The 22025-nt window shown below is 62.6% G+C and carries 22 protein-coding genes; 11 read left to right on the top strand and 11 right to left on the bottom strand.

The features are described 5' to 3' along the window. Position 1: 1 nt before the first annotated feature. Complete coding sequence (locus FD715_RS08995; protein ID WP_147108403.1) at positions 2–874, bottom strand: S-methyl-5'-thioadenosine phosphorylase; 873 nt, start codon at positions 872–874, stop codon at positions 2–4. Between the two features lie 254 nt (positions 875–1128). On the opposite strand from FD715_RS08995, the gene FD715_RS08990 reads away from it, so the two are divergent. Next, a complete protein-coding gene (locus tag FD715_RS08990; RefSeq protein ID WP_223274809.1) occupies positions 1129–1848 on the top strand; it encodes a class I SAM-dependent methyltransferase in 720 nt (239 codons plus the stop codon). Between the two features lie 173 nt (positions 1849–2021). On the opposite strand, the gene FD715_RS08985 is transcribed toward FD715_RS08990, so the two are convergent. Next, a complete protein-coding gene (locus FD715_RS08985) occupies positions 2022–3248 on the bottom strand; it encodes an EAL domain-containing protein (protein ID WP_147108401.1) in 1227 nt (408 codons plus the stop codon). 279 nt (positions 3249–3527) lie between these two features. On the opposite strand from FD715_RS08985, the gene FD715_RS08980 reads away from it, so the two are divergent. Further along, positions 3528–5153: a SulP family inorganic anion transporter gene (locus tag FD715_RS08980; protein WP_147108397.1), complete on the top strand. Its 1626-nt coding sequence runs from the start codon at positions 3528–3530 to the stop codon at positions 5151–5153. A gap of 71 nt (positions 5154–5224) precedes the next feature. On the opposite strand, the gene FD715_RS08975 is transcribed toward FD715_RS08980, so the two are convergent. The 4 genes from FD715_RS08975 to FD715_RS08960 all read right to left on the bottom strand — a co-directional run bounded on the left by FD715_RS08975 (position 5225) and on the right by FD715_RS08960 (position 8111). Next, entirely contained in the window at positions 5225–6277 is a 1053-nt protein-coding gene (locus tag FD715_RS08975; RefSeq protein ID WP_147108395.1) for a calcium-binding protein, read from the bottom strand. A gap of 191 nt (positions 6278–6468) precedes the next feature. After that, a complete protein-coding gene (locus tag FD715_RS08970) occupies positions 6469–6654 on the bottom strand; it encodes a hypothetical protein (protein ID WP_147108392.1) in 186 nt (61 codons plus the stop codon). A 222-nt stretch (positions 6655–6876) separates the two neighbouring features. Beyond that, the gene (locus FD715_RS08965; RefSeq protein ID WP_147108389.1) at positions 6877–7509 is read right to left on the bottom strand and encodes a CatB-related O-acetyltransferase; all 633 of its coding nucleotides are present in this window, start codon (positions 7507–7509) and stop codon (positions 6877–6879) included. Next, on the bottom strand, positions 7506–8111 hold the full coding sequence (locus FD715_RS08960) for a flavin reductase family protein (RefSeq protein WP_147108386.1): 606 nt from the start codon (positions 8109–8111) through the stop codon (positions 7506–7508). The genes FD715_RS08965 and FD715_RS08960 overlap by 4 nt, the downstream gene beginning before the upstream one ends. A gap of 95 nt (positions 8112–8206) precedes the next feature. Here FD715_RS08960 and FD715_RS08955 point away from each other — a divergent pair, with 95 nt between their 5' ends. Beyond that, entirely contained in the window at positions 8207–8692 is a 486-nt protein-coding gene (locus tag FD715_RS08955) for a GNAT family N-acetyltransferase (protein WP_147108383.1), read from the top strand. Between the two features lie 31 nt (positions 8693–8723). After that, a complete protein-coding gene (locus tag FD715_RS08950) occupies positions 8724–9482 on the top strand; it encodes an EcsC family protein (protein ID WP_147108381.1) in 759 nt (252 codons plus the stop codon). Here the strand turns inward: FD715_RS08950 and modC are convergent. From modC to modA, 3 genes are read right to left on the bottom strand one after another with little or no spacing between them, the layout of a single operon-like run. Then, positions 9475–10542, bottom strand: coding sequence for a molybdenum ABC transporter ATP-binding protein (gene modC, locus FD715_RS08945; RefSeq protein WP_147109294.1), 1068 nt, complete (start codon positions 10540–10542; stop codon positions 9475–9477). The two genes, FD715_RS08950 and modC, sit on opposite strands and share 8 nt — an antisense overlap. After that, positions 10539–11231, bottom strand: coding sequence for a molybdate ABC transporter permease subunit (modB, locus tag FD715_RS08940; protein ID WP_147108378.1), 693 nt, complete (start codon positions 11229–11231; stop codon positions 10539–10541). Before modB ends, modC begins: the two co-directional genes overlap by 4 nt. After that, the gene (gene modA / locus FD715_RS08935) at positions 11228–11959 is read right to left on the bottom strand and encodes a molybdate ABC transporter substrate-binding protein (protein WP_223274807.1); all 732 of its coding nucleotides are present in this window, start codon (positions 11957–11959) and stop codon (positions 11228–11230) included. The genes modB and modA overlap by 4 nt, the downstream gene beginning before the upstream one ends. A 190-nt stretch (positions 11960–12149) precedes the next feature. Here modA and FD715_RS08930 point away from each other — a divergent pair, with 190 nt between their 5' ends. The 6 genes from FD715_RS08930 (at position 12150) to ptsP (ending at position 18338) form a co-directional block, all read left to right on the top strand. Beyond that, positions 12150–12611 (top strand): NUDIX hydrolase, encoded by a 462-nt coding sequence (locus FD715_RS08930; RefSeq protein WP_147108375.1) that lies wholly within the window; start codon positions 12150–12152, stop codon positions 12609–12611. Between the two features lie 55 nt (positions 12612–12666). After that, positions 12667–13092, top strand: a complete 426-nt coding sequence (locus FD715_RS08925; RefSeq protein ID WP_147108372.1) for a DUF1178 family protein — start codon at positions 12667–12669, stop codon at positions 13090–13092. A gap of 5 nt (positions 13093–13097) precedes the next feature. Then, positions 13098–13742 carry an SDR family NAD(P)-dependent oxidoreductase gene (locus FD715_RS08920; protein WP_147108369.1) on the top strand — a complete coding sequence of 215 codons (645 nt, stop codon included), beginning with the start codon at positions 13098–13100 and terminating at the stop codon, positions 13740–13742. Between the two features lie 223 nt (positions 13743–13965). Continuing rightward, positions 13966–15204, top strand: a complete 1239-nt coding sequence (locus FD715_RS08915) for an aspartate kinase (protein ID WP_147108366.1) — start codon at positions 13966–13968, stop codon at positions 15202–15204. A gap of 42 nt (positions 15205–15246) precedes the next feature. Continuing rightward, entirely contained in the window at positions 15247–15960 is a 714-nt protein-coding gene (locus FD715_RS08910; RefSeq protein ID WP_147108363.1) for a DUF4344 domain-containing metallopeptidase, read from the top strand. Positions 15961–16100: 140 nt separating this feature from the next. Beyond that, entirely contained in the window at positions 16101–18338 is a 2238-nt protein-coding gene (gene ptsP / locus FD715_RS08905; RefSeq protein WP_147108360.1) for a phosphoenolpyruvate--protein phosphotransferase, read from the top strand. Positions 18339–18619: 281 nt separating this feature from the next. On the opposite strand, the gene FD715_RS08900 is transcribed toward ptsP, so the two are convergent. Both FD715_RS08900 and FD715_RS08895 read right to left on the bottom strand, forming a co-directional pair. After that, the gene (locus FD715_RS08900; protein WP_147108357.1) at positions 18620–19681 is read right to left on the bottom strand and encodes an ABC transporter ATP-binding protein; all 1062 of its coding nucleotides are present in this window, start codon (positions 19679–19681) and stop codon (positions 18620–18622) included. Positions 19682–19693: 12 nt separating this feature from the next. Beyond that, a complete protein-coding gene (locus FD715_RS08895) occupies positions 19694–20482 on the bottom strand; it encodes an IclR family transcriptional regulator (protein ID WP_147108354.1) in 789 nt (262 codons plus the stop codon). 201 nt (positions 20483–20683) lie between these two features. Between FD715_RS08895 and FD715_RS08890 the strand changes: the two genes are divergently transcribed. Then, the gene (locus FD715_RS08890; protein ID WP_147108351.1) at positions 20684–21913 is read left to right on the top strand and encodes an ABC transporter substrate-binding protein; all 1230 of its coding nucleotides are present in this window, start codon (positions 20684–20686) and stop codon (positions 21911–21913) included. The last annotated feature ends 112 nt before the right edge of the window (positions 21914–22025 follow it).

Here is a 22025-nt window from a genome sequence, read left to right as displayed (position 1 = left end):
ATTAGAGAACGCGGCCTGCCACGGCGTCGAGCGTGGCGACGACCGCTGGATCGCGGGCATCGGGGGCGGTCAGGATGGCGAATTCCAGCGCGCGGTCGCAGCCATGCGGGCAGAGCGCACGGTCAGCCCCCAGCAGGGCGGGCAGACGTTTCACGAGGGCGCGGCCCTTGTCGGCATTGCCCATAAGTGTCTGAATAATCTGGGTTACGTCCACTTCGCCGTGGTCGGGGTGCCAGCTGTCGTAGTCGGTGATCATGGCGACGGAGGCATAGCACAGCTCGGCCTCGCGGGCGAGTTTGGCTTCGGGCATGTTGGTCATGCCGATCACGTCCGCGCCCCAGCTTTCACGGTACATCTTGGACTCGGCCAGGGTGGAAAACTGCGGACCTTCCATGGCCAGATAGGTACCGCCACGGTGGACGTTGATCCCGGCATCCCTCGCCGCCGTCTCACACGCATCGCTGAGGCGCGGGCAGGTCGGATGCGCGACCGACACATGTGCCACGCAGCCCGTGCCAAAGAACGACTTCTCGCGGGCAAAGGTACGGTCAATGAATTGATCTACAATGACAAAATCGCCCGGCGCCATCTCTTCGCGGAAACTCCCGCAGGCTGAGACGGAGATCACATCCGTCACGCCCAGCCGTTTAAGCGCGTCGATATTCGCGCGGTAGGGAACGGTGGTCGGGGAATGCACGTGCCCGCGCCCGTGACGGGGCAGGAAGGCCATGTCGACACCGTCCAGCGTACCCGTCAGGATCTCGTCTGACGGTGCACCCCAAGGGGTGTCGACAGTTGTCCATTCCGCACCCTCCAACCCGTCAATGTCGTAGATGCCGGAGCCGCCGATCACGGCGATTTTGGTACGGGTCATGGGCGCCTCTGAAGCCGGAGGAAAAAAAATTTTGCAGCCAAAACAGGCCGTCACCACCCGTACACCAGCCGTGCACCACGCGTACACCCCCCATGCACGCCCACCGCGCGCAGAGATGGGACTTGGCGCAACGGATGCTGATTTGATCGTCAGCAGTTGAGTTGGTTTTCCAACCCGTGTTGCCATCGGGCGTCAGTCGGGAGACACATGGCATATGCCCATGACCGGGTTGCCCGAAACAGGAGACAGGCGCGATGCGAGACCCTGACGAAAACGGTTGGCAATCGTCGGCCCCTGCGTGGATCGACCGGATGGCCGATGTCGGAGACTTTTCGCGCGCCCATGTGCTTGATGCGCCGATGCTGGCGCGGGTTGCGGCGTTGCAGCCCAAGACCGCCTTGGACGTTGGCTGTGGCGAGGGACGGTTTTGTCGGATGCTGGGCGATCTGGGGATTGCCACGACTGGCGTGGACCCGGTTGAGGCGATGATCGACAGCGCGCGGTTGCGGCATCCGGGCGGCGCGTATCACATCGGCTTTGCCGAAGCGCTGCCATTTGACGATGCAGCGTTTGACCTTGTCGTGTCGTACCTGACGTTAATCGACATTGATGGCCTGGAAGACGCGGCGGCGGAAATGGCGCGGGTTTTGGCGCCGGGTGGTCGCGTCCTGGTGGCGAACTTGACCAGTTTTTCGACGTCCAGTGCGGCCATCGGCCCGCGGTATTGCCGCGACACAGGAGAGAAGCTGAAGCCGTTGGGGCGCTATTTGGTCGAAGAACGCATGTGGTTTGAATGGGACGGGTTGCGGATCCAGAACTGGCATCGACCGCTGGCAACCTACATGCAGGCGTTTTTGTCACAAGGCCTGACCCTGCGCCATTTCGACGAACCGGAACCGACTGGTGGGCCTACGGAGCGGGTGCAGGCCTATGCACGCATGCCTTACCTTATGATTATGGAGTGGGAGAAGTAGGGCGAACGAAGTGATGCCATCGCATGGATCGGTGGCTCATATTTTGCCTCGGCGCACATGCACTCTTTGATGCCGATACAAACGTGTATCAAGGCGATCCAACGCTGTCTCACCATATCGCGCTCAAGGTGGTGACAACGGTCGAAACCATCCTGATGTGGATCTCAGACGCCTCAGGCCTGTTTGGCCGATGGCCCTTGAAGCAGAGCGGCGCAGACGTCTTCAAGCGATGCGGGTTTTCCCAGAAACCAACCCTGGCCGCGGTGCACACCGATCTTGCGCAAGGTGGTCAGTTCCGCCTCTGTCTCGATCCCTTCGGCGACGATGACGGAGCGCTGTTCCGTGGCGAAATGCACCATTGCGGCGGCGAGTGAGCGTTTGGCGGCATCTGTGTCGATGCCCGATGTCAGCGACATGTCGAGTTTCAGGATGTCGGGTGACAGCTGCACGATCTGTTGCAGGCCGGAATAGCCCGCACCCGCGTCGTCAATGGCCAAGATCAGCCCGCGGCTGCGCCAGGCTTCAAGCTCGGCCATCAGGGCGGCGGGGTCTTCGATCGCGCTGTGTTCGGTGATTTCCAGAACGATCCGGCCCAGTGGGCGCCCGTCAAACACTTCGGACAGGCGGCCAGATGTGGCCGTGGCCGGGGAGGCGTTGACCGACAGGTACACGTCCTCCGGTAGCTGCGCAAAACCGTCCAGCGCTGCGTCGATGACCGCCAGTTCAAGGTCGATGCCCAGACCGACAGCCTCGGCTTCGGCAAACCATATGTCCGGGGTGCGGTAGGGCTCGGACTGGAAGCGGCACAGCGCCTCAAACCCCGAAGGCCGGTTGCTGTCAAGATGGTAAATCGGTTGATAAACGACGCGAAAGTCGCGCGTGTCCAGGATCTTGCGGATCGTAGCGCTCTGGGCGTCGTATGCCTTGGCCTCTGTGATGGCGCCATTGACCTGGTCGGCGCAGAGGTCGGCAAACATCTCCATGATCGCGAGATCACGTTTGTTCAGCGATGGATTGGGCGTCGGCGACAGGCAGCAGAACATGCCGTAGACGCTGCCATCTTCGCGTCGGATCGGCACGCTGACGTGGCTTCCGATGGGCACTTGCGTCGTGATCGGCATCGACGCTGTCATCGGGATGTCGGCGGTGTTGGCGATAAGTGACGGCAAGCGTCCCTCGACGATATGGCGGCAATAGACGTCATCGAGCGACCGCCGGTCCCCCGGTTTGACCAGATCTTCCAGCCCTGGCGCATCAACGGCGCGAAAGACAGAATCATTCCCCTCAATCTCGGACAGATAGGCGATTTCCATGCCCAGATGCTCGCGGACGCTGGATAGCGCGCGTTTAATAACCTCGTCCGCAGAGCGTTTGCTGGTGCTGAATGCGGTGCTTTTCATAGCGCGCTGCCTTTTTCGTCGTCCACGCTGAGGTGTAGCCGTCCTTCAGTTAATCGCGACCTAAGCATCGTCGCCCAAATGCCGAAAATTCATCGTAAAACATCCCTGTACGTGTCACGGCTGGCCTGCGGTCCTTTGCATACCCAGAAATACCGTGCCATCGGCCGCAAACCTGCTATGTGCAGCGCACATAACAGCCCCGCGCTTGGTGCAATGGTTTTTAACCCCCGCATGGTTTAGAGGCCACCGATCGCGCCCCCAAGAGCAGACGGAATACGCATGGCCTTTCTCGACAACCTCAACACCAAGACCCGCTTTGGCGACTTTTCCATCGCGCCGGGTGATACCAAGCTGACCCCCGGCCAGATCAAGACGGATCTGCTGTCCGGCCTGACGGTCGCACTGGCGCTGGTGCCCGAGGCTGTTGCCTTTGCCTTTGTCGCGGGCGTGCACCCGCTGGTGGGGCTCTATGCGGCGTTCATGGTGGGCCTGATCACCGCGCTTTTCGGTGGCCGGCCGGGCATGATTTCGGGTGCGACGGGGGCCTTGGCCGTGGTCATGGTGGCACTGGTGGCGCAGCACGGGGTCGAGTACCTGTTTGCGACCGTCGTTTTGATGGGGCTGCTTCAGATCTTTGCGGGCGTGATGCAGTGGGGCAAGTTTATCCGTCTCGTGCCGCACCCGGTGATGCTGGGCTTCGTGAACGGTCTGGCCATTGTGATCTTTCTGGCGCAGCTCACGCAATTCAAGGTGCCGGGCAGCGCAGAGGCGTCGGGCCATGGGATGGCGGGCGGTGAGTGGCTGTCTGGCATGCCGCTTTACATGATGCTGGGCCTTGTGGCGCTGACGATGGCGATCATCTGGCTTGCGCCCCGGGTGACCCGCGCGATCCCGGCGCCACTGGCGGGTATCGGTATTGTGGCAGCCATCGTGATTGCCTTCGGCCTCGATGTGCCGCGCGTGGGCGACTTGGCCAGCATTGAGGGCGGTCTGCCTCCTTTCCACATCCCCATGGTGCCTTTGACCTGGGAAACGCTTGAGATCATCCTGCCCTACGCCGTGATCCTGGCCGCCATCGGCCTGATCGAGAGCCTGCTGACCCTCAACCTGGTCGGCGACCTGACAGGCCAGCGGGGCGGGGCGTCGCAGGAGTGCATTGCCCAAGGTGTCGCCAACACGGCCACAGGCTTTTTCGGCGGGATGGGCGGTTGCGCGATGATCGGGCAATCGATGATCAACGTGAAATCGGGCGGTCGCACACGGATTGCGGGTGTGGCGGCGGCGTTGTTCCTGCTGGCCTTCATCCTCGTCGGATCATCTGTCATCGAGCTGATTCCGCTGGCGGCACTTGTGGGCGTGATGTTCATGGTTGTGATCGGCACCTTCGCCTGGAACAGCCTCAAGATCCTGCGGAAAGTGCCGCTGACGGACGCCTTTGTCATCGTTCTGGTGACGGTCGTGACCGTGATGGAAGACCTTGCCGTGGCGGTGGTCGTAGGCGTGATCGTGTCGGCGCTGGCTTACGCCTGGAACAACGCGCGCCGCATTCATGCCAAGACCTATGAAACGCCTGAAGGCGCACGCGTTTATCAGGTGCAGGGGCCGCTGTTCTTTGGCTCGGCCACCGGTTTCATCGAGATGTTCAAGACCGACACCGATCCGCGCGAAGTGATCATCGACTTTGCCGACAGCCGCGTCGTGGACCAGTCGGCGCTGCGGGCGATCGAGGCCGTGGCGGGCAAATATGAGGAGGCTGGCAAACGCGTGCAATTGCGCCACCTCACCCATGATTGCCACAAGCTGTTGACCAAGGCGGGCCACCTGATCGTCGACAGTGATGATGACCCCGATTACGAGATCGCCACTGATTATGGCGTGCGCACAGGGATCCTTGGCGGGCATTAACGTCGCCGGGATCCGGACCTGAAAAGGCCAGGCGTTGCGCCCGGCCTTTCGCATTTTGATCTGATCCCGCGTCAGAGAAACAGAAAATTGGTGCTGGTCAAATCGGCTTCTTCCGTGTTCTCGATCAGGATGCTGTTGGTGCCGTAGGTCACCAGAAGGTCATCACCTAGATCCTGGAAAGTGGCAGTGCCCGGATTGTTTTCGCCGTAGATGCGGATGCGGTCCTGGCTGGCATCAAAATCAGTGATCACGTCTTCCTGCCCAGCCGCGGTTTTGACGAACACAAACCGATCCGCCGAGCTGCCGCCGGTCATCGTGTCATCACCCGAGCCGCCGATCAGCACATCCTTGGCGGCACCGCCGTTCAGGCTGTCATCGCCCTTGCTGCCGCGCAATTCGTCGCGCTGGTTGCCGCCTACGAGGGTGTCGTTGCCATTGCCACCGATCAGCGTGTCCTGCTGGTTGCCGCCGTTCAGGCTGTCGCTGCCACTGCCGCCGTTCAGCAGGTCACTGTCAGCCCCGCCTAGCAAGGTGTCGTTGCCTTCATCTCCGTTCAGCACGTCGTTACCCGCGCGTCCCCAGATCAAATCGCCTTTCAATCCGCCGCTGACCGTATCGTTGCCCGCACCCGCATCAAAGATGTCGAATCCGCCGTCGAGTTCGACGGTATTGTCCCCGCTGAAGGTCAGCGGTACGCCATCTGACGACACGGCGGTGTTGCGAAATTCCGTGGCGCCATCATTGCCCAGAATGGTCCAGTCCATCGGCATCAGGAAGTTTTCGAGCGCCGCAGGATCGGCACCGGAGGCGTCCTGTTGATAGATCGCTGCAAAGCTGGGGACATCAAAGGCGATGCCTGTCATTTCAACCGTCACACCCGGAGAGACCTCGAAAATGAGCGCGTTCAGTGTGCCACCGACCAGCTGCCGTTCTTCAATGGATCCGACATAGGCAAAGCCAGAACCTTGCAGCGTGATGGTAGCACCGGTGCTGGTTTCGAAAACGGCTTCTGTAGCGCCTTCGCTGGTCAACGTGACGGTGTTGAAAAGCTCGTCAAAGATCGTGTCGAAAATCAAGATATTCGGTGAAATACCGTTCGAGAAACGAATTGTTGGGCCCGGCATGGATCATACTCCCCTGTATGTACTGCCGGGAGTATTCGAGACTGCTAAGAAAGAAATCAAGCAACAAGCAAGCGTTAGCGCAGTTCGGTTGCGAATTGCACGTCATGCGGGTGAGTATGGGCTGTTGGTCAAAGGGCGCGTAGACTGACTGCGCACCCTTCCATGTTCAAAGCCGCGTGTGGCGGCAAGAATTACTCGGTGATCACACCGACACCGGCACCCACAACGGCGCCTTCCACGCAGCGGCCATTGGCCAGCACTTCGCCAGCGGCACAACCGATGGCTCCGCCGACCACTGCGCGCTGTGCGGTGGTGTCGCCGCAGGCCGCGAGGCCCAAAAATGCCGCGACTGCGGTCAGTGCAAATACTTTGTTCATGGCCAATCTCCTGCGCCGTTTTTGTGTCGCGCAATCCTAGCATGTGGCCTCTGCCAGCTTGAATGGGGTGTCGTATCCACGCGCCGATTGCGCGCCAAATCGCCGACAGGTGTACCGCGACGTGACGGTGATGCGCCGATGGCGCCGAAACGGTGCAGAACGTTCTGCCTTTTTGGATCACGTCGGGATGGTGCGGGGTATGTCTCTATGCCGGTCCGTGTGTCAGCACTGTGTGAGCGCTGAAACATCACCCGCCAGCAGCGTAGGGACCGCCGCGGCCACCCTGTCCGCGGGCCAGTCCCACCACGCCAGATTGGCGAGCGTTTCGATCTCGGGGGCGGAAAACCGCATCCGAACCACCTGCGCCGGATTGCCCGTGACAATCGCATAATCCGGAACAACGCCCCGCACGACTGCGCCTGCACCGACGATCACACCGTTGCCGATATGCGCACCGGGGCAGACCATGGCGCCATAGCCCAGCCACACGTCATTGCCGATCACGGTGTCGCGGCGGTCGGGTTGATAGCTGGATATCTGCGCCGGATCGAAGATTGGAAAGGGAAATGTCGTCATCGCATCCATCGCGTGGTTGGCCGCGGAGGTGATGAACCGAACGCCGTGTGCGATCTGGCAATACCGCCCGATCCGCAGCTTTTCAGGGCCGTATCCAAAAAGGTACGGGGCCAGATGCGCTGCCCAATCCGCGACCGGAGAGAAGTCGGACGCGTAGGTATAGTCGCCCACTTCCCATCCCGGATGATCGATCACCCGGTTCAGAAAAACGGTGCCCTGGTGGTCTGACCCGTCGGGCAAGGTCACCGGATAGGCGCGGCCTGCGTCGGGAAAGGTCATTCGCCGGGGCGTTTGAGGCTGAATTTCTCGCGGATGACCGAATAGTCGCGGTAGCCCATGCGCGTGAGCGGGTTGAAGGCCAGCACGTCAAAGATGCCGTTGACCATGCAATCGTCACGCAGGTGGATGCCCACGACCTCCCCAAAGACGACATAGTTCGTCTCGCCCTCGATCTTGTGGATCTGGGTCATGCGGCACTCGAGCGATGCGGGCGCCACAGCGACGCGGGGACAGTTGATTTCGGAACATTCCGCCTTCTCGACCGAGGCGAGGGAAAACTCATCCGTATCCGCGCTCCAGTCGCCCGATGTCTGGTTCATCACGTCCTTCATCGCGTGCTCTACGATGTTGACGCAGAAAACGCCGGTGTCGCGGATGTTGGCGACGGTGTCCTTGGTCCCATCGCGGTCGGGCTTGGCACTGGTCGAGGCAAACATGACCTGCGGCGGGACGTAGGCGGTGGCGTTGAAGAAGGAGTAGGGCGCCAGGTTGTCCGCTCCATCGCTGCCGCGCGTGGCAACCCAGGCGATGGGCCGCGGTGTGACGATGGCATTGAACGGGTTGTGCGGCAGGCCGTGGCCGTCGGCGGGGCGGTAGAACATGGCGGCTCCGAAGTGTGGTGCGTTTGCGCAAGGGATAGCCCCATGCTAGGGCGGGGGCCAGCCCTCACGAATGATACGCCGCCCCGCACCGCCCCATGTACCATCTGCGCACAGAGACGCCCGAGGATCGGTGGGAGGTCGAGGCCCTGTATGACCTGTGCTTTGCACCGGGGCGCGAGGCGCTGTCATCCTACCGTTTGCGCGATGATGTGCCGCCCGTGGCGGGGTTGAGCCATGTGGCGCGCGACCCTGATGGTATTCTGGCAGGCGCGATCCGCTACTGGCCCGTGCGCATCGGTGCGCACGCGGCCTTGCTGCTTGGCCCCGTGGCCGTGCACCCGACGCGGCAGGGCGAGGGCTTGGGCGGCGAGCTGATCGGGACATCCCTGGATCGGGCGCATACCTCTGGCTGGGATCGCGTGATGCTGGTGGGCGATGCACCGTACTATGGCCGCTTCGGTTTCAAAAAGCTGAGCGGCGTTGTCATGCCGCCCCCCACGAACCCCGACCGTGTGCTCGGCCGCGATCTTGCGCCCGGCGCGTGGGACGGCATTGCAGGCGATGTCACGCGTTTCAGTTGATAAGCGCCCTTGCCTCGCCCATCTTGAGGGCATGAACCAGATCATCGTTGTCCCCGACCCGCTCAACCCCGAGGATGAACTCGAACGGCTCGCTAGGCGCTACAAGGCTGCGGGCGGTCTGGGCATCCAGGTACTGAACACGCTGGGCACGCAGGCCGACGGGCTGCTCAACCGCTTGCCCGTCGCGGTGCAGGATCAGCTGACCGATGCCACCCGCGCCGCCCTGACCCAGGCGCTGGGCGCTGCCAGCCGGTCACGCGGCGTGGTGCCGGATCAGGCGGAGTGGCTGAACGCGACTGTCAGTGCGGCCATGGGGGCGGCAGGCGGTTTTGGCGGGTTGCCCACGGCGCTGGCCGAGCTGCCGGTCACCACAACCCTCCTTCTGCGCGTGATTGAGGGGGTGGCTGAGGAACACGGGTTTGATCCGAGCGCCGACTCCGTCCGCTTCGACTGCATTCAGGTCTTTGCCGCCGCCGGTCCGCTGGAGCATGACGACGGGTCTGATATCGCCTTTTTGTCCGCCCGCATGGCGCTGTCTGGTGCCGCGATGCAGGCGATGATCACGCGCGTGGCCCCGCGTCTTGCGGTGGTCTTGGGCCAGAAGCTGGCAGCCCAGACTGTGCCTGTGCTGGGGGCTGCTGCCGGGGCCGCCATCAACTTCAGCTACACCAAGTATTACACCGACATGGCCCATGTGCATTTCGGCCTGCGCCGTCTATCGGTCGAGGCGGACCAGCCGCACGAAGCGATGGTCGAGCGGCTGCGCACACAGGTGCTGGCGCTCAAGTAGCTGCACCCGAGATGGCCGACTGTGCGACAGAGGTGGCCTTGATCACCGCAAAGAGCGACTGCCCCTCGACCAGTCCCATCCGCTGCACGGCACGTGCCGTCACCCGTGCCAACAGCCGGTCGCTGCCCGCCTGAAGCGCGATGGCCGCCCCCGGCCCGTCACCGGCCCGAATGGTGTGGATTATGACAGGCAGGATGTTTTGCGCGCTCAGCCCCTCCGGTTCGGTCAGCGACAAAAGCACGTCCTGCGCCAGCACACGCAACCGCACCTCTGCGCCAACCGGGGCCTGCACCCCCATTAGCTGCACGTGGCCCGAGGCAAGCTGCAACGTGCTCAAGCCATCCTCGTCATGGCTCAAAACCCGTGCGCGCAGCACCGCGCCAGCCTCGCGCACGCCCAGAAGCGGTACGGCGGCGGGGTCTGCCATCACGTCAAACAGTGGCCCGGCACGCGCCACACGGCCATCTGCCAACAGCACCATGTGATCGGCCAGCCGCGCGACCTCGTCCACGGCGTGGCTGACATAGAGGATCGGAAGACCCGTTTCTGCCTTCAGCCGGTCGAGATAGGGCAGGATCTCAGCCTTGCGCGGGGCGTCGAGGGCGGCCAGCGGTTCATCCATCAGCAGCAGGCGCGGGTTCGACAGCAATGCCCGCCCGAGGGCCACGCGCTGCTTCTCTCCGCCCGACAGGGTGGCGGGCGGGCGATCAAGCAAGGTACCAATCCCCAGCATCTCGATGATCCGCGGGCGGTCACTGGCGCGTGCGCCGTAGCGGCTGGCGTAATCCAGATTGTCGGCCACGCTCATATGCGGAAAGAGACGCGCGTCCTGAAACACGTATCCGACACGGCGGCGGTGGACAGGCAGGCTGTCGAACCGTTCCCCATCAAGGGTGATCTGCGCATGATCGGGGCGCAATAACCCCGCGACCGCATTCACGATGGTCGTCTTGCCCGCCCCCGACCGACCAAACAGGGCCGTCACCCCCGGCCCGGCCTCGAACGCGACGTCGAGGTCGAAATCACCGAAGCGGTTGCGCAGGGCGACCGACAGCGTCATGCGCCCGCGATCCTGCGCGCCACGCGCCGCGCCAGCCATTCCGACAGCGCCACGGCACCCAGTGCGATGATGCAGGCCCAGATGACAAGCCGGATCGCCGCATCCTCGCCCCCCGGCACCTGCAACAGCGCATAGATGGCCGAGGGCAAGGTTTGCGTCTCGCCTGGGATGTTGGCGACAAAGGTGATCGTGGCTCCGAACTCGCCAATGGCCTTGGCAAAGCCCATGACCGCGCCCGCCAGCACGCCCGGCAGGATCAGGGGCAGGGTGATCGAGCCGAAGACGGCCCAGCCGGGGGCGCCAAGGGTGCGGGCGGCGTCTTCGATCTTAGGGTCGACGGCTTCAATGGCCAGCCGGATGGCGCGGACCATCAGGGGGAACCCCATGACCCCTGCCGCCAGAGCCGCTCCGGTCCAGCGAAAGGCAAAGACGAGGCCGAAGGTCTCCTCCAGAAAGCGGCCCGCGGGGCCGTTGCGGCCAAAGGAGATCAAAAGCAGATAGCCGGTCACGACGGGGGGCAACACAAGGGGCAGGTGGACCAGCGCGTTCAGCACGCCCTTGCCCCAGAAGTCACGGCGCGCCAGCAGCCACGCGATCCAGATGGCCAGCGGCAGGGCCACCAGCGTGGCTGTCACACCGACCAGCAGCGACAGGCGCAGGGCGGTCCATCCGGCAGCGTCCAGCATCATGGCGCGCGGAACCCTGCGGCAACAAATGTGTCGATCCGTGCGGCCACGTGATCCAGAAACGCGGTGCCCTCGGGGCTGAGGGCCAGGCCCGGATACACAACGGTTGGGTGCGCATCCGTGGGCACTTCAAACAGGACAGCGACGTCGGCGCTTGCCACCGCGTCCGAGGCATAGACAATGCCCAGGGGCACCTCGCCCCGTGCGACCAGTGCAAGGGCCGCGCGCACATTATCGGTCTCGGCCAGCTGGGGGCGCAGCGCATCCCATGCGCCCACGCGGTCCAGCCATGCGCGGGCGTATATGCCTGCAGGGACCGACATGTGCTGGCCCATGGCAAGGCGCCCGCCGCCCAGCCGGTCCAGCAGATCATCGGTCGTCACCTCGGGCAACGGCGGCGCGCCTATGGGGCCAACAACGACCAGCGCATTCGACAACAGGGCGTGCGGGGGCGCGGCACCGATGCCGCGCTCTGCCAGCCAATCCGCCCACTCTGCATTGGCCAGAATCACCGCATCAGCGGGTGCACCCTGGCTGATCTGACGCGCCATCGCGCCGCTGCCGCCATAGCTGATCACGACCGCGCCATCCCAGGTGGCCGCAACGGCATCAAGCGGCCCCTGCAGCGATGCGGCGGCAAAGACGCGCACAGGCTCGGCCTCCGCGGCTTGGCCGACCATCGCTGTGGCGCAGGCCAGCACCAAGCCCTTGATCCAGTTTGGGGTTTTCATCGCCCCGGACTATTGGGCAAGGAGGACCGTGCCTCAAGGTCAAAACGCAGTTCTGATGCAAAGGTCGCGGTGCCGGAAAGCCGCGATTTGCCGACCTCAAAGACCACAGAACAGGTCCAATAACTGGTCATTAACTAAAAACAAGGTTATATTACCCACAATTACGGAGGGCAGGGCAGTGACGGCCCCGATGATCAAACAGCTCCCGCTCTCGATTGGGCGGGCTAAAAAGGCGGACGTGCGCACTCAATTTGCTGCGCTGTGCTACCGCGTTAAAAACAGCAAGGTTCAGATTCTTCTGGTCACGTCGCGCAGAACGCGGCGGTGGATCATCCCGAAGGGCTGGCCGATGGATGGCCTGACACCGGGCGACAGCGCTGCACAGGAGGCCTGGGAAGAAGCGGGTGTACTGGGGCGCGCCGATCAGCGCCCGTTGGGCATGTTTTCTTACAACAAGGATATGGGCGCCGACGCTGGTTTGCCGGTCGTGGCGATGGTCTATGCGCTCAAGGTAAAGTCGCTCGCCGCCGAGTTTCCCGAGGCTGCCGAGCGCAAGCGTAAGTGGGTGAGCCGCAAAAAGGCGTTCCAGATGGTCGATTCCCCCGAACTGGCCCGTATCCTGCGCGATTTTGACCCACGGTTTCTTGCGTGATCCAAAGGCTTTACGGCTTTGACGTCCGCGTCGCAGCCACTATTGTCGTGCGGCAATGATTAAGTATGCGCTCAAATGTGCCGATGGGCACGGGTTTGAAAGCTGGTTCGCCAGCGCTGATGCCTTTGACAGTCTGAAGGCTGCGGGCCATGTGTCCTGTGCGGTGTGCGGGAACGCGGATGTGTCCAAAGCGATCATGGCGCCGCGCGTGAGCACGGCCACCGATAAGCCCACCAAAAACGCCTTGTCGCACCCCGCCTCCGAGGTTGAGGCTGCCGTGTCGAAGATGCGCGAGGCAGTGGAAAAGAACGCCACCTATGTCGGCGGCAACTTCGCCGCCGAGGCACTGGCGCAGCACTTGGGCGAGCAGCCCGACCGCCCGATCTGGGGGGAGGCAAACCGCGAAGAGGCCAAGCGCCTGATTGACGACGGCGTGCCCGTGGCCCCGCTGCCCTTTGTTCCAACACGCAAGGCAAACTGACCGACATGCATATTCTGATCACGGGTGCCACACGTGGCATCGGCGCAGGGCTGGCCGCAGCCTATCGCGGCATGGGCCACGACGTGACCGGCACGGGCCGGTCCTCTGGCGCAGAAGTGACGCTTGACGTGACCCAGCCGCAGGACCATCGCGCCATGGCTGCTCAACTCGCGGGCCGCCCCATCGACCTTCTGGTCTGCAATGCCGGGGTCTATCTGGACAAAGGCAATAATGATCTGAACACGGGCTATGCCCCCGATCTCTGGGCGCAGAGCTTTGCTGCCAACGTCACCGGCGTATTCCTGACCATTCAAACCCTGTTGCCCAACCTGCGCGCCGCGCCCGCGCCACGCATCGCAATCATCTCGTCCCAGATGGCATCCCACACCCGCGCGCCCGGCGGCAGCTATATCTACCGCGCGTCGAAGGCCGCGGTGCTGAACCTGGGTCGGAACCTCGCCACGGATCTGGCGGGGGAGGTGGCGGTGGGCATCTACCACCCAGGCTGGGTGCAGACGGATATGGGCGGGGATGCGGCCGACATCACTGTGGATGAGGCGGTGGAGGGATTGATGCAGCGCTTCGCGGCTCTGGATCACGACACCACGGGCTGTTTCGAGACATGGGATGGGCGCGCGCACGCTTATTGATGCGCACGTGATCCAAAGGCCGCCTTTGGATTTCTACGATGCGGGCGCGCCTTTAGCGCGACGCGATCTATTTTTTCTGACGAGGGGGCTGTCTGCCCCCTCGAGCTCCCCCGACCGTATTTGTCAAAGAGAAGAAGGCAATGCAGTGGCTCGGCGACCCAGTGTCCTTGCAACTTCCGGAACCTGCGGGTAAGGCCGGGCGGACTGAAAATTGGGGCCCTTCATGCCTGTTCTCGTGATGAAATTCGGTGGCACGTCCGTGGCCACGCTGGACCGCATCCGCCGCGCGGCCAAGCGCGTGGGGGTGGAGGTCGCCAAGGGCTATGACGTGATTGTCATCGTGTCGGCCATGTCGGGCAAGACCAATGAACTGGTGGGCTGGGTGAACGAAACCTCGCCCCTGTTCGATGCGCGCGAATATGATGCTGTGGTGTCTTCGGGCGAGAACGTGACCGCAGGTCTGATGGCGCTGACCTTGCAGGAAATGGACGTGCCCGCACGCTCCTGGCAGGGCTGGCAGGTGCCTTTGAAGACGAATTCGTCGCACTCCAGCGCCCGGATCGAAGAGATCCCCACCGACAACATCAACGCCAAGTTTGGCGAAGGCATGCGGGTGGCCGTGGTCGCAGGTTTCCAGGGGCTCAGCCCCGAGGGGCGTATCACCACGCTGGGTCGGGGCGGATCAGACACCACCGCCGTGGCCTTTGCCGCAGCCTTCGACGCCGAGCGGTGCGACATCTACACGGATGTCGACGGCGTCTACACCACCGACCCGCGGGTCAGCCCCAAGGCGCGCAAGCTTGAAAAGATCGCGTTCGAGGAGATGCTGGAACTGGCCTCGCTCGGCGCCAAGGTCCTGCAAACCCGCTCGGTCGAGCTGGCCATGCGCTACAAGGTGCGCCTGCGTGTGCTGTCGAGTTTCGAAGAACAATCCGACAATGCAGGCACGCTGGTCTGCGACGAGGAGGATATCATGGAAAGCAATGTCGTGGCCGGTGTGGCCTTTTCCCGGGACGAGGCGAAGATGACGCTGGTGTCGGTCGCCGACCGCCCCGGCATCGCCGCCACCATCTTTACCGCGCTCTCTGATGCGGGTGTGAACGTCGATATGATCGTCCAGAACATCTCGGAAGAGGGGCGGACGGACATGACATTCTCCTGCCCCACGGATCAGGTCGCGCGCGCGGAAAAGGCGATGGATGCGGCCAAGGGCGAAGGAATCATCAACTTCCACGAACTCATCGCCGACACGGATGTCGCCAAGATCAGCGTCGTGGGCATCGGGATGCGCAGCCACACGGGCGTTGCGGCCAAGATGTTCCAGTGCCTGAGTGCCGAGGGCATCAACATCAAGGTCATCACGACGTCCGAGATCAAGATCAGCGTGCTCATCGACCGCAAATACATGGAATTGGCGGTTCAGGCCCTGCACGACGCGTTCGAGTTGGACAAAGCGGCCTAAGCCCCCATCTAGAGCGCAACGCGGACGTCAGGAGACGGGTCTATGTTGCGCACGCTTTACGCTTTACTTCTTGTGATCTGGGCGGTGCCTGCCGCGGCGACCCAATTGCCGGAGCGGGTGGGCAATGCTCTCTTGCATGTTATTGCACACGAGGCCGGGCATGCGATCCTGCGTGAGTTCGACCTGCCCGTCCTCGGACCCGAAGAGGACATCGCAGAGGATTTCGCGACCGCCTACATCTACCTGACCCTGCCTGACCGGGCCGAGGCGATCATCGAAGCACGCGCCGCCCAGCACCGCGCCGATGGCGCAAGCCCCGGCCCGTTTTCCGAATACCGCCCGGACGCGCAGCGGGCAGGGCGGATGATCTGCCTGCTCTATGGCTTTGATCCGAACCGCTACTCCGGCCTCGCAGAGCGCAACATGATGAACGACGATGCGCGGGACAACTGCGCCGACCTCGCCCCCGAAATCCTGCGCAGTTGGCGGCGCACGCTTCAGCCTTTGTGGATGGACCACGATGCGCGTGTGACCGAAGTGGGCCTGCGCGTCGACCCGGAACTTGAGCTGATGGCGATGGCCAACCGCGATCTGGTCGAGACCGCGCTGGACCTGCTGACCCGGATCGACTGGCACTCGCGCGTCACGCTGGAACTGGAACAATGTGACGGAACTGCTGGGTGGCAGCGCAACGGGCGCACTATTTTCCTGTGTAGCGCCTATGTGGACAGGATGATTGCCCAATTGGCAAATTGATCCGGTTGGTGCTGCGGATTACAGCTTATTCACTACTTTTGCGGGAGTAATGCGGTTTGCAATGTCGCTTTGTCGTTTCGCTTTGCGGCCCCCTGTGATCTAAGCTGTCGTCGCAGGATCGACGTGGGGACAGCGCGGCAATGGCCGAACGCCTTGAAACAGAAAGCCGCAAGCTGCTGGGCCGCTTGCGCGACGCCATGGCGGGGGATGACCCGGGCCAGGCGCGGCTGGACAAGATCACCCATCTGATCGCCACCAGCATCGGGTGCGAGGTCTGTTCGATCTACCTGTTCCGGGATGAAGAAACGCTGGAACTGTGCGCCACCGAAGGGTTGAATCCGGATTCGGTGCACCAGACCCGGATGCGGCTGGGCGAGGGTCTGGTGGGTCGTGTGGCCCGGCGCCGTCAGGTCGTAAACACCGCCGATGCGCCCAATGCGCGAGGTTTTCGCTACATGCCCGAGACGGGGGAAGAGGTGTTTTCCAGCTTCCTCGGCGTGCCTGTGCAGCGGTTGGGTGAGGCGCTGGGCGTGCTGGTCGTGCAATCGAAAGAGGCGCGCGAGTTTTCCGCGGACGAGGTCTATGCTCTCGAAGTCGTCGCGATGGTCCTGGCCGAAATGGCCGAACTCGGTGCCTTTGTCGGCGAGGGTGCGGCCATGGGCGCGCGTCATTCGCAGCCCGTCATGCTGCGCGGCACGGTTGCACAGGAAGGTGTGGCCGAGGGCCATATCTGGCTGCACGAACCGCGCGTCGTGGTTACCAATCCAATCGCCGATGATCCGCATCGCGAGTTGGAGCGTCTGACCGAAGCGGTCGAAGAGCTGCGCGTGGGCGTCGACAAGATGCTCGCGCTCGCCGCTGACAAGGAACAGGCGCAAGTCCTTGAAGCCTATCGCATGTTTGCCAATTCCAAGGGTTGGATGCGGCGGATGCAGGAGGACATTTCCAACGGTCTGAGCGCCGAAGCCGCCGTCGAGAAAGAGCAATCGCTCGCCCGCGCCCGCATGGGGCAGGCGACCGACAGCTATCTGCGTGAACGCCTATCGGACCTCGACGACCTGTCGAACCGCCTGCTGCGTATTCTGACGGGGCAGGGATCTGATACCGGGGCCGAGATGCCCGCAGATCCCATCCTTGTGGCCCGCAATATCGGGCCTGCGGAACTGCTGGACTATGGCCGCAGCCTCAAGGGGATCATACTTGAGGCTGGGTCCGTCGGCAGTCACGCCGCCATCGTGGCACGTGCGCTGGCCATTCCGCTGATCGTCCATGCCGACCGCGCAACGCTCGAGGCGCTGAACGGCGATCATGTGATGGTCGACGGCGAACAGGGCATCGTGCACCTGCGCCCCGATGATACTGTGGTAACCGCCTTCCGTGACAAGATGGCGATGCAGGCGGCCGCGGTCGAACGCTACGCCTCAATCCGGGACAAACCCGCGGAAACGCTCTGCGGGTCGGTCGTGTCGCTGCACATGAATGCGGGGCTGATGGCCGATCTGCCCTCGCTTCAGGGGTCAGGGGCCGAGGGTGTGGGCCTCTTCCGTACCGAATTGCAGTTCCTGGTGCGCAACCAGATGCCCAAACGGTCGGAGTTGTCGGCGCTCTATGCCCGCGTGCTGGATGCGGCAAGCGGCAAGCCCGTAATTTTCCGCACGCTCGACATCGGGTCGGACAAGGTGCTGCCCTACATGAAGCCCAATGACGAGCCGAACCCAGCGCTGGGTTGGCGCGCGATCCGTGTGGGGCTCGACAAGCCCGGCGTGATGCGGATGCAGTTGCAGGCGCTGATCCGGGCCGCGAACGGGCGGCCCCTGACGGTGATGTTCCCCTTCGTCGCGCAGTACGAGGAATACACGCGCGCCCGCGCCGAAGTGGACAAGGCCATGGAACGCGAGGCGCGACTGGGCCATGTGCTGCCCGAAAAGGTCGAAGTGGGCGCGATGCTTGAAACGCCAAGCCTCGCCTTCGCACCGCAGAAATTTTTTGAAGAGGTCGGGTTCCTCTCCATCGGCGGCAACGACCTCAAGCAGTTCTTCTTTGCTGCCGACCGCGAAAACGAACGCGTGCGCCGCCGCTACGATACCCTCAACGTGTCGTTCCTGTCGTTCATCGAACGCATCGTGGAACGCTGCGCACAGACCGACACGGCGCTGTCCTTCTGTGGAGAAGACGCAGGCCGCCCGGTCGAAGCCTTGTGCTTCGCCGCCATCGGCTTGCGCCGCCTATCGATGCGCCCTGCGTCCATTGGGCCGGTCAAGTCGTTGTTAAGACGCTCAAATCTGGACGAAGTCCGCAAAGTCATCGCCGATGCACGCCACAGGGGCGATATGAACGTCCGGCCCGCGATTATGGGCTATCTACGCGATCAGAAGTGATGTGCCGAATCTTGTATTGGATTCAACACTCTGTCGGGTATTCCAAAAGCTTTGCTTGAGAAGATCGCCGGTCAACCTGCCTCGCAGGTTAAGCACATGCGCCGATGAGCCTCCTATTGATGCGCGTGATGCTGTTGTGAATTTTCCATCAAAGCTCGGATTTGTGCACAGAAATAGCTGCAAAAACATCAAATAACGCACCTTGCCCCAATCCATCCCCAACCCACAAAAAAGCCGCCACCTGATACCCAGATGACGGCCAATCTCGCTGAAAACCGGTCTCAGCGCAGCCGCTGCTCGCTCCGCGCATCAAAGAACATCACCCGGTCGTCGTCGAAGGACACGGTGACTTCCGTTCCTTCCTCCATCGCCAAATCGCCCTTCGATTCCACAATCACCCGCTCGCCCGTCGGGGTGGTCAGGTAGTCATAGGCCACACCGCCCAACCGCTCGCGAATATCGAGCGTGATGGGCGACGCGCCCTCGGCCAGCGACATGTCCTGCGGGCGCACACCCACGATCACCTCGGTCCCGCCAGACGGCAGTCCCACGGATGTCGGCACCACGCGGTCGCCAAGACCCGGCACCCGCACACCGTTCCCTTCCACGATACCCTTCACGAAATTCATCGCAGGCGAGCCGATGAAGCCAGCGACAAACTTGTTGTCCGGGTCCTGATAGAGATGCATGGGCGACCCAACCTGCTCGATATGCCCCGCGCGTAGTACCACGATCTTGTCGGCCAGCGTCATCGCTTCGACCTGATCGTGGGTCACGTAGATCATCGTGGTGCCCAGCTCCTTGTGCAGCCGGGCAATTTCCACCCGCATGTCCACGCGCAACTCGGCATCAAGGTTCGAGAGCGGCTCGTCAAACAGGAACACCTCCGGCCCCCGTACAATCGACCGGCCAATGGCCACCCGCTGGCGCTGACCACCCGACAGGGCGGCAGGCTTGCGCTTGAGATACTCGTCCAGCTTCAGGATTTTCGACGCGCCATCGACCTTCTTCTTGATGGTCTCCTTGTCGACGCCGTTCATCTTCAGGCCAAAGCCCATATTCTCTTCGACCGTCATGTGCGGATACAAAGCATAGGTCTGGAACACCATCGCCACGCCGCGCTCGGCCGGGTCCATATGGGTCACGTCGCGGGTGCCAATGCTGATCTGTCCGTCGCTCGTCTCCTCAAGCCCCGCAATCATGCGCAGCAGGGTGGACTTGCCGCAGCCCGACGGGCCGACAAAAACACAGAACTCGCCATCATCAATGGTCAGGTCCACACCATGGATGACCTGTGTCGCGCCGTAGCGCTTGATGGCTTTCTGCAATGTCACACCGGTCATGGTGTCCTCCCTCTATTGACTTGGAAACTGCCAGTTGGCAGCGGCACCGGCGATATCGCGCGCGGTGGATTGAAGATGCGGCGCAAGCTGGCCCAGATCGGCCAGCGATTTGCGCGCGGTGGATGTGGTGACGCTCAGCGCGCCGATGGACCGGCCCGCATCGGACAGGATCGGGGCGGCGACACAGATGATACCGGGCTCATGCTCTTCACGGTCATAGGCGACGCCTTCGGCCCGAATCGCCTCCAGTTCGGAACACAAAGATTCGCGGCTCGTATGGGTGTGGGTCGTGTGGGCAAACCACGCCTGCTGCGACAGCGCGGTGTCCAGCGCGTCGTCCGCCAGAAAGGCCAGCATCGCCTTGCCCACGCCCGTGCAATATCCGGGGCCGACCTTTCCGGCCTGCGAAAACATCTCCAGCGGCTCGGCCGCGTTGCGTTTGTCCACATACAGAACCTGACCGCCATCCATCTGCGCCAAGTGCACCGTCTCGCCCACCTGTGCGCTCAGATCGTCAATAAACGGGCGGGCAATCGGGGCCAGAGAGCTTTGCCGCCACGCCGCATGGGCCAGGCGCACAAGGCGCAATCCGGGCGCGTAGGTCTGCCGATCAGAATCATAGCGCAGCATGCCAAGCGCGGTCAGCGTCTGCACCAGACGGTAGAGTGTGGCCTTGGGGTGGGGGGACAGGGCCAGCAGTTCGGAAAACCGCACAGGACGTTCCAGCTGGGCCACAAGGTCCAGCACTTCCAACGCCTTGGCAATGGTTCCCTCCCCCGAACGGGGGGCTGCCGTGTTCATCTGTCTCCTCCCAGAGTGGCGCATGAAACCTGTTGACCTGCGCCCCGTGTCCCCGCATAGTTCCAATAGTTGGAAACCGGTGTCACTATGTGGAACTTCCACAAAGCGGGGGCCGGTGTCAAAGAAAATCTGAATTTCGTCGCCGACAGGAAAACTCAGGCTCGGCGGCGGAACGTTATGGAACCAACGGGAGGAGAACCAATGTTCCTTAATCTGAAAACCGCCGTGGCGGCCATTGCACTGTCGGCTGTCGCTGGCACGGCCTTCGCGCGCGATCTGGTCATCAACTTCGATGACCTGAACCCCGGCCCGAAAAAAGGCTTCGAAGACGCCGTCGAGAAATTCAAAGCTGAAAACCCCGACATCAACGTCATCGTCAACATCAATGACCGCGAAGCGCACAAGACCGCGATCCGCAACTTCCTGACTGCCGACGCGCCGGACGTGACCAGCTGGTACCCCGGCAACCGCATGGCGCCCTTCGTCGATGCGGGCCTGTTCCAGCCTGTCGATGACGTGTGGGAAGAAAACGGCTTCAACGAAGATCTGGCCGCGATCAAGGCCACGATGAGCCGTGATGGCAAGATCTGGGGCGTGCCTTACTCCTACTACCAGTGGGGCATCTACTACCGCAAAGACATCTTTGACCTGCTGGAACTGGAAGAGCCCCAGACCTGGGACGAGCTGCTGGCTGCCTGCGGCAAGATGAAAGAGAACGGCGTCACGCCCTTCACCATCGGCACCAAGTTCCTTTGGACCGCCGCCGGTGTGTTCGACTACATCAACCTGCGCACCAACGGCTATGACGTGCACAACGCGCTGACCGCCGGTGAGATCAAGTACACCGATCCCCGCATCGTCGCCACGTTCGAGAACTGGGAGACACTCATCAACGAGTGCGGCTTTGTCGACAACCACGCCTCGATGAGCTGGCAGGACGCAATTGCGCCCTTCGCAAACGGTGACGCGGCCATGTACGTGATGGGCAACTTCTCCGTCGACGGCTACAAGAACGCCGGCCTGACCGAAGATCAGATCGACTTCATGCCGTTCCCGACCATCAACGCGGACGTGCCCCCGGCGGAAGAAGCGCCTGCGGACGCCTTCTTCATCCCGACCAACGCCAAGAATGTCGAAGACGCCAAGAAGTGGTTGGCCTTCGTGGCGCGCCCCGATGTGCAGACCGAGTGGAACAAGACCATCGGCCAGCTGCCCATCAACTCCAAGGCGGACATTTCGGATGACAAGTTCATCCAAGAAGGCTTTGCGCTGCTGAACGGTGCCACCGGCCTCGCGCAGTTCTATGACCGCGACGCCCCGGCCGCGATGGCCAAGGCGGGCATGGAAGGCTTCCAGGAGTTCATGCTGGATCCGTCCAAGAAGATGGACATCCTGCAGCGTCTGGATGAGGTCCAAGCCGAGGTTTACTAAGCCTTGATCAGCGATGCGCCACCCCGGCGCATCGCACGCAATCCGTAGGGTGCGCAGTCACTGCGCACCTTGCCCTACACCCCGATTTTGCCATTAACCTTCTGTAAACACA

It is taken from the genome of Tateyamaria sp. syn59, assembly GCF_007995245.1.
Classification (GTDB): Bacteria; Pseudomonadota; Alphaproteobacteria; order Rhodobacterales; family Rhodobacteraceae; genus Tateyamaria.
This window is presented reverse-complemented; position numbering and strand designations above follow the sequence as displayed.

Bases quoted from the DNA above. Each gene is read 5' to 3' on its own strand.
- FD715_RS08995 (WP_147108403.1), bottom strand. From the start codon at position 874: ATGACCCGTACCAAAATCGCCGTGATCGGCGGCTCCGGCATCTACGAC.
- FD715_RS08990 (WP_223274809.1), top strand. From the start codon at position 1,129: ATGCGAGACCCTGACGAAAACGGTTGGCAATCGTCGGCCCCTGCGTGG.
- FD715_RS08985 (WP_147108401.1), bottom strand. From the start codon at position 3,248: ATGAAAAGCACCGCATTCAGCACCAGCAAACGCTCTGCGGACGAGGTT.
- FD715_RS08980 (WP_147108397.1), top strand. From the start codon at position 3,528: ATGGCCTTTCTCGACAACCTCAACACCAAGACCCGCTTTGGCGACTTT.
- FD715_RS08975 (WP_147108395.1), bottom strand. From the start codon at position 6,277: ATGCCGGGCCCAACAATTCGTTTCTCGAACGGTATTTCACCGAATATC.
- FD715_RS08970 (WP_147108392.1), bottom strand. From the start codon at position 6,654: ATGAACAAAGTATTTGCACTGACCGCAGTCGCGGCATTTTTGGGCCTC.
- FD715_RS08965 (WP_147108389.1), bottom strand. From the start codon at position 7,509: ATGACCTTTCCCGACGCAGGCCGCGCCTATCCGGTGACCTTGCCCGAC.
- FD715_RS08960 (WP_147108386.1), bottom strand. From the start codon at position 8,111: ATGTTCTACCGCCCCGCCGACGGCCACGGCCTGCCGCACAACCCGTTC.
- FD715_RS08955 (WP_147108383.1), top strand. From the start codon at position 8,207: ATGTACCATCTGCGCACAGAGACGCCCGAGGATCGGTGGGAGGTCGAG.
- FD715_RS08950 (WP_147108381.1), top strand. From the start codon at position 8,724: ATGAACCAGATCATCGTTGTCCCCGACCCGCTCAACCCCGAGGATGAA.
- modC (WP_147109294.1), bottom strand. From the start codon at position 10,542: ATGACGCTGTCGGTCGCCCTGCGCAACCGCTTCGGTGATTTCGACCTC.
- modB (WP_147108378.1), bottom strand. From the start codon at position 11,231: ATGATGCTGGACGCTGCCGGATGGACCGCCCTGCGCCTGTCGCTGCTG.
- modA (WP_223274807.1), bottom strand. From the start codon at position 11,959: ATGAAAACCCCAAACTGGATCAAGGGCTTGGTGCTGGCCTGCGCCACA.
- FD715_RS08930 (WP_147108375.1), top strand. From the start codon at position 12,150: ATGATCAAACAGCTCCCGCTCTCGATTGGGCGGGCTAAAAAGGCGGAC.
- FD715_RS08925 (WP_147108372.1), top strand. From the start codon at position 12,667: ATGATTAAGTATGCGCTCAAATGTGCCGATGGGCACGGGTTTGAAAGC.
- FD715_RS08920 (WP_147108369.1), top strand. From the start codon at position 13,098: ATGCATATTCTGATCACGGGTGCCACACGTGGCATCGGCGCAGGGCTG.
- FD715_RS08915 (WP_147108366.1), top strand. From the start codon at position 13,966: ATGCCTGTTCTCGTGATGAAATTCGGTGGCACGTCCGTGGCCACGCTG.
- FD715_RS08910 (WP_147108363.1), top strand. From the start codon at position 15,247: ATGTTGCGCACGCTTTACGCTTTACTTCTTGTGATCTGGGCGGTGCCT.
- ptsP (WP_147108360.1), top strand. From the start codon at position 16,101: ATGGCCGAACGCCTTGAAACAGAAAGCCGCAAGCTGCTGGGCCGCTTG.
- FD715_RS08900 (WP_147108357.1), bottom strand. From the start codon at position 19,681: ATGACCGGTGTGACATTGCAGAAAGCCATCAAGCGCTACGGCGCGACA.
- FD715_RS08895 (WP_147108354.1), bottom strand. From the start codon at position 20,482: ATGAACACGGCAGCCCCCCGTTCGGGGGAGGGAACCATTGCCAAGGCG.
- FD715_RS08890 (WP_147108351.1), top strand. From the start codon at position 20,684: ATGTTCCTTAATCTGAAAACCGCCGTGGCGGCCATTGCACTGTCGGCT.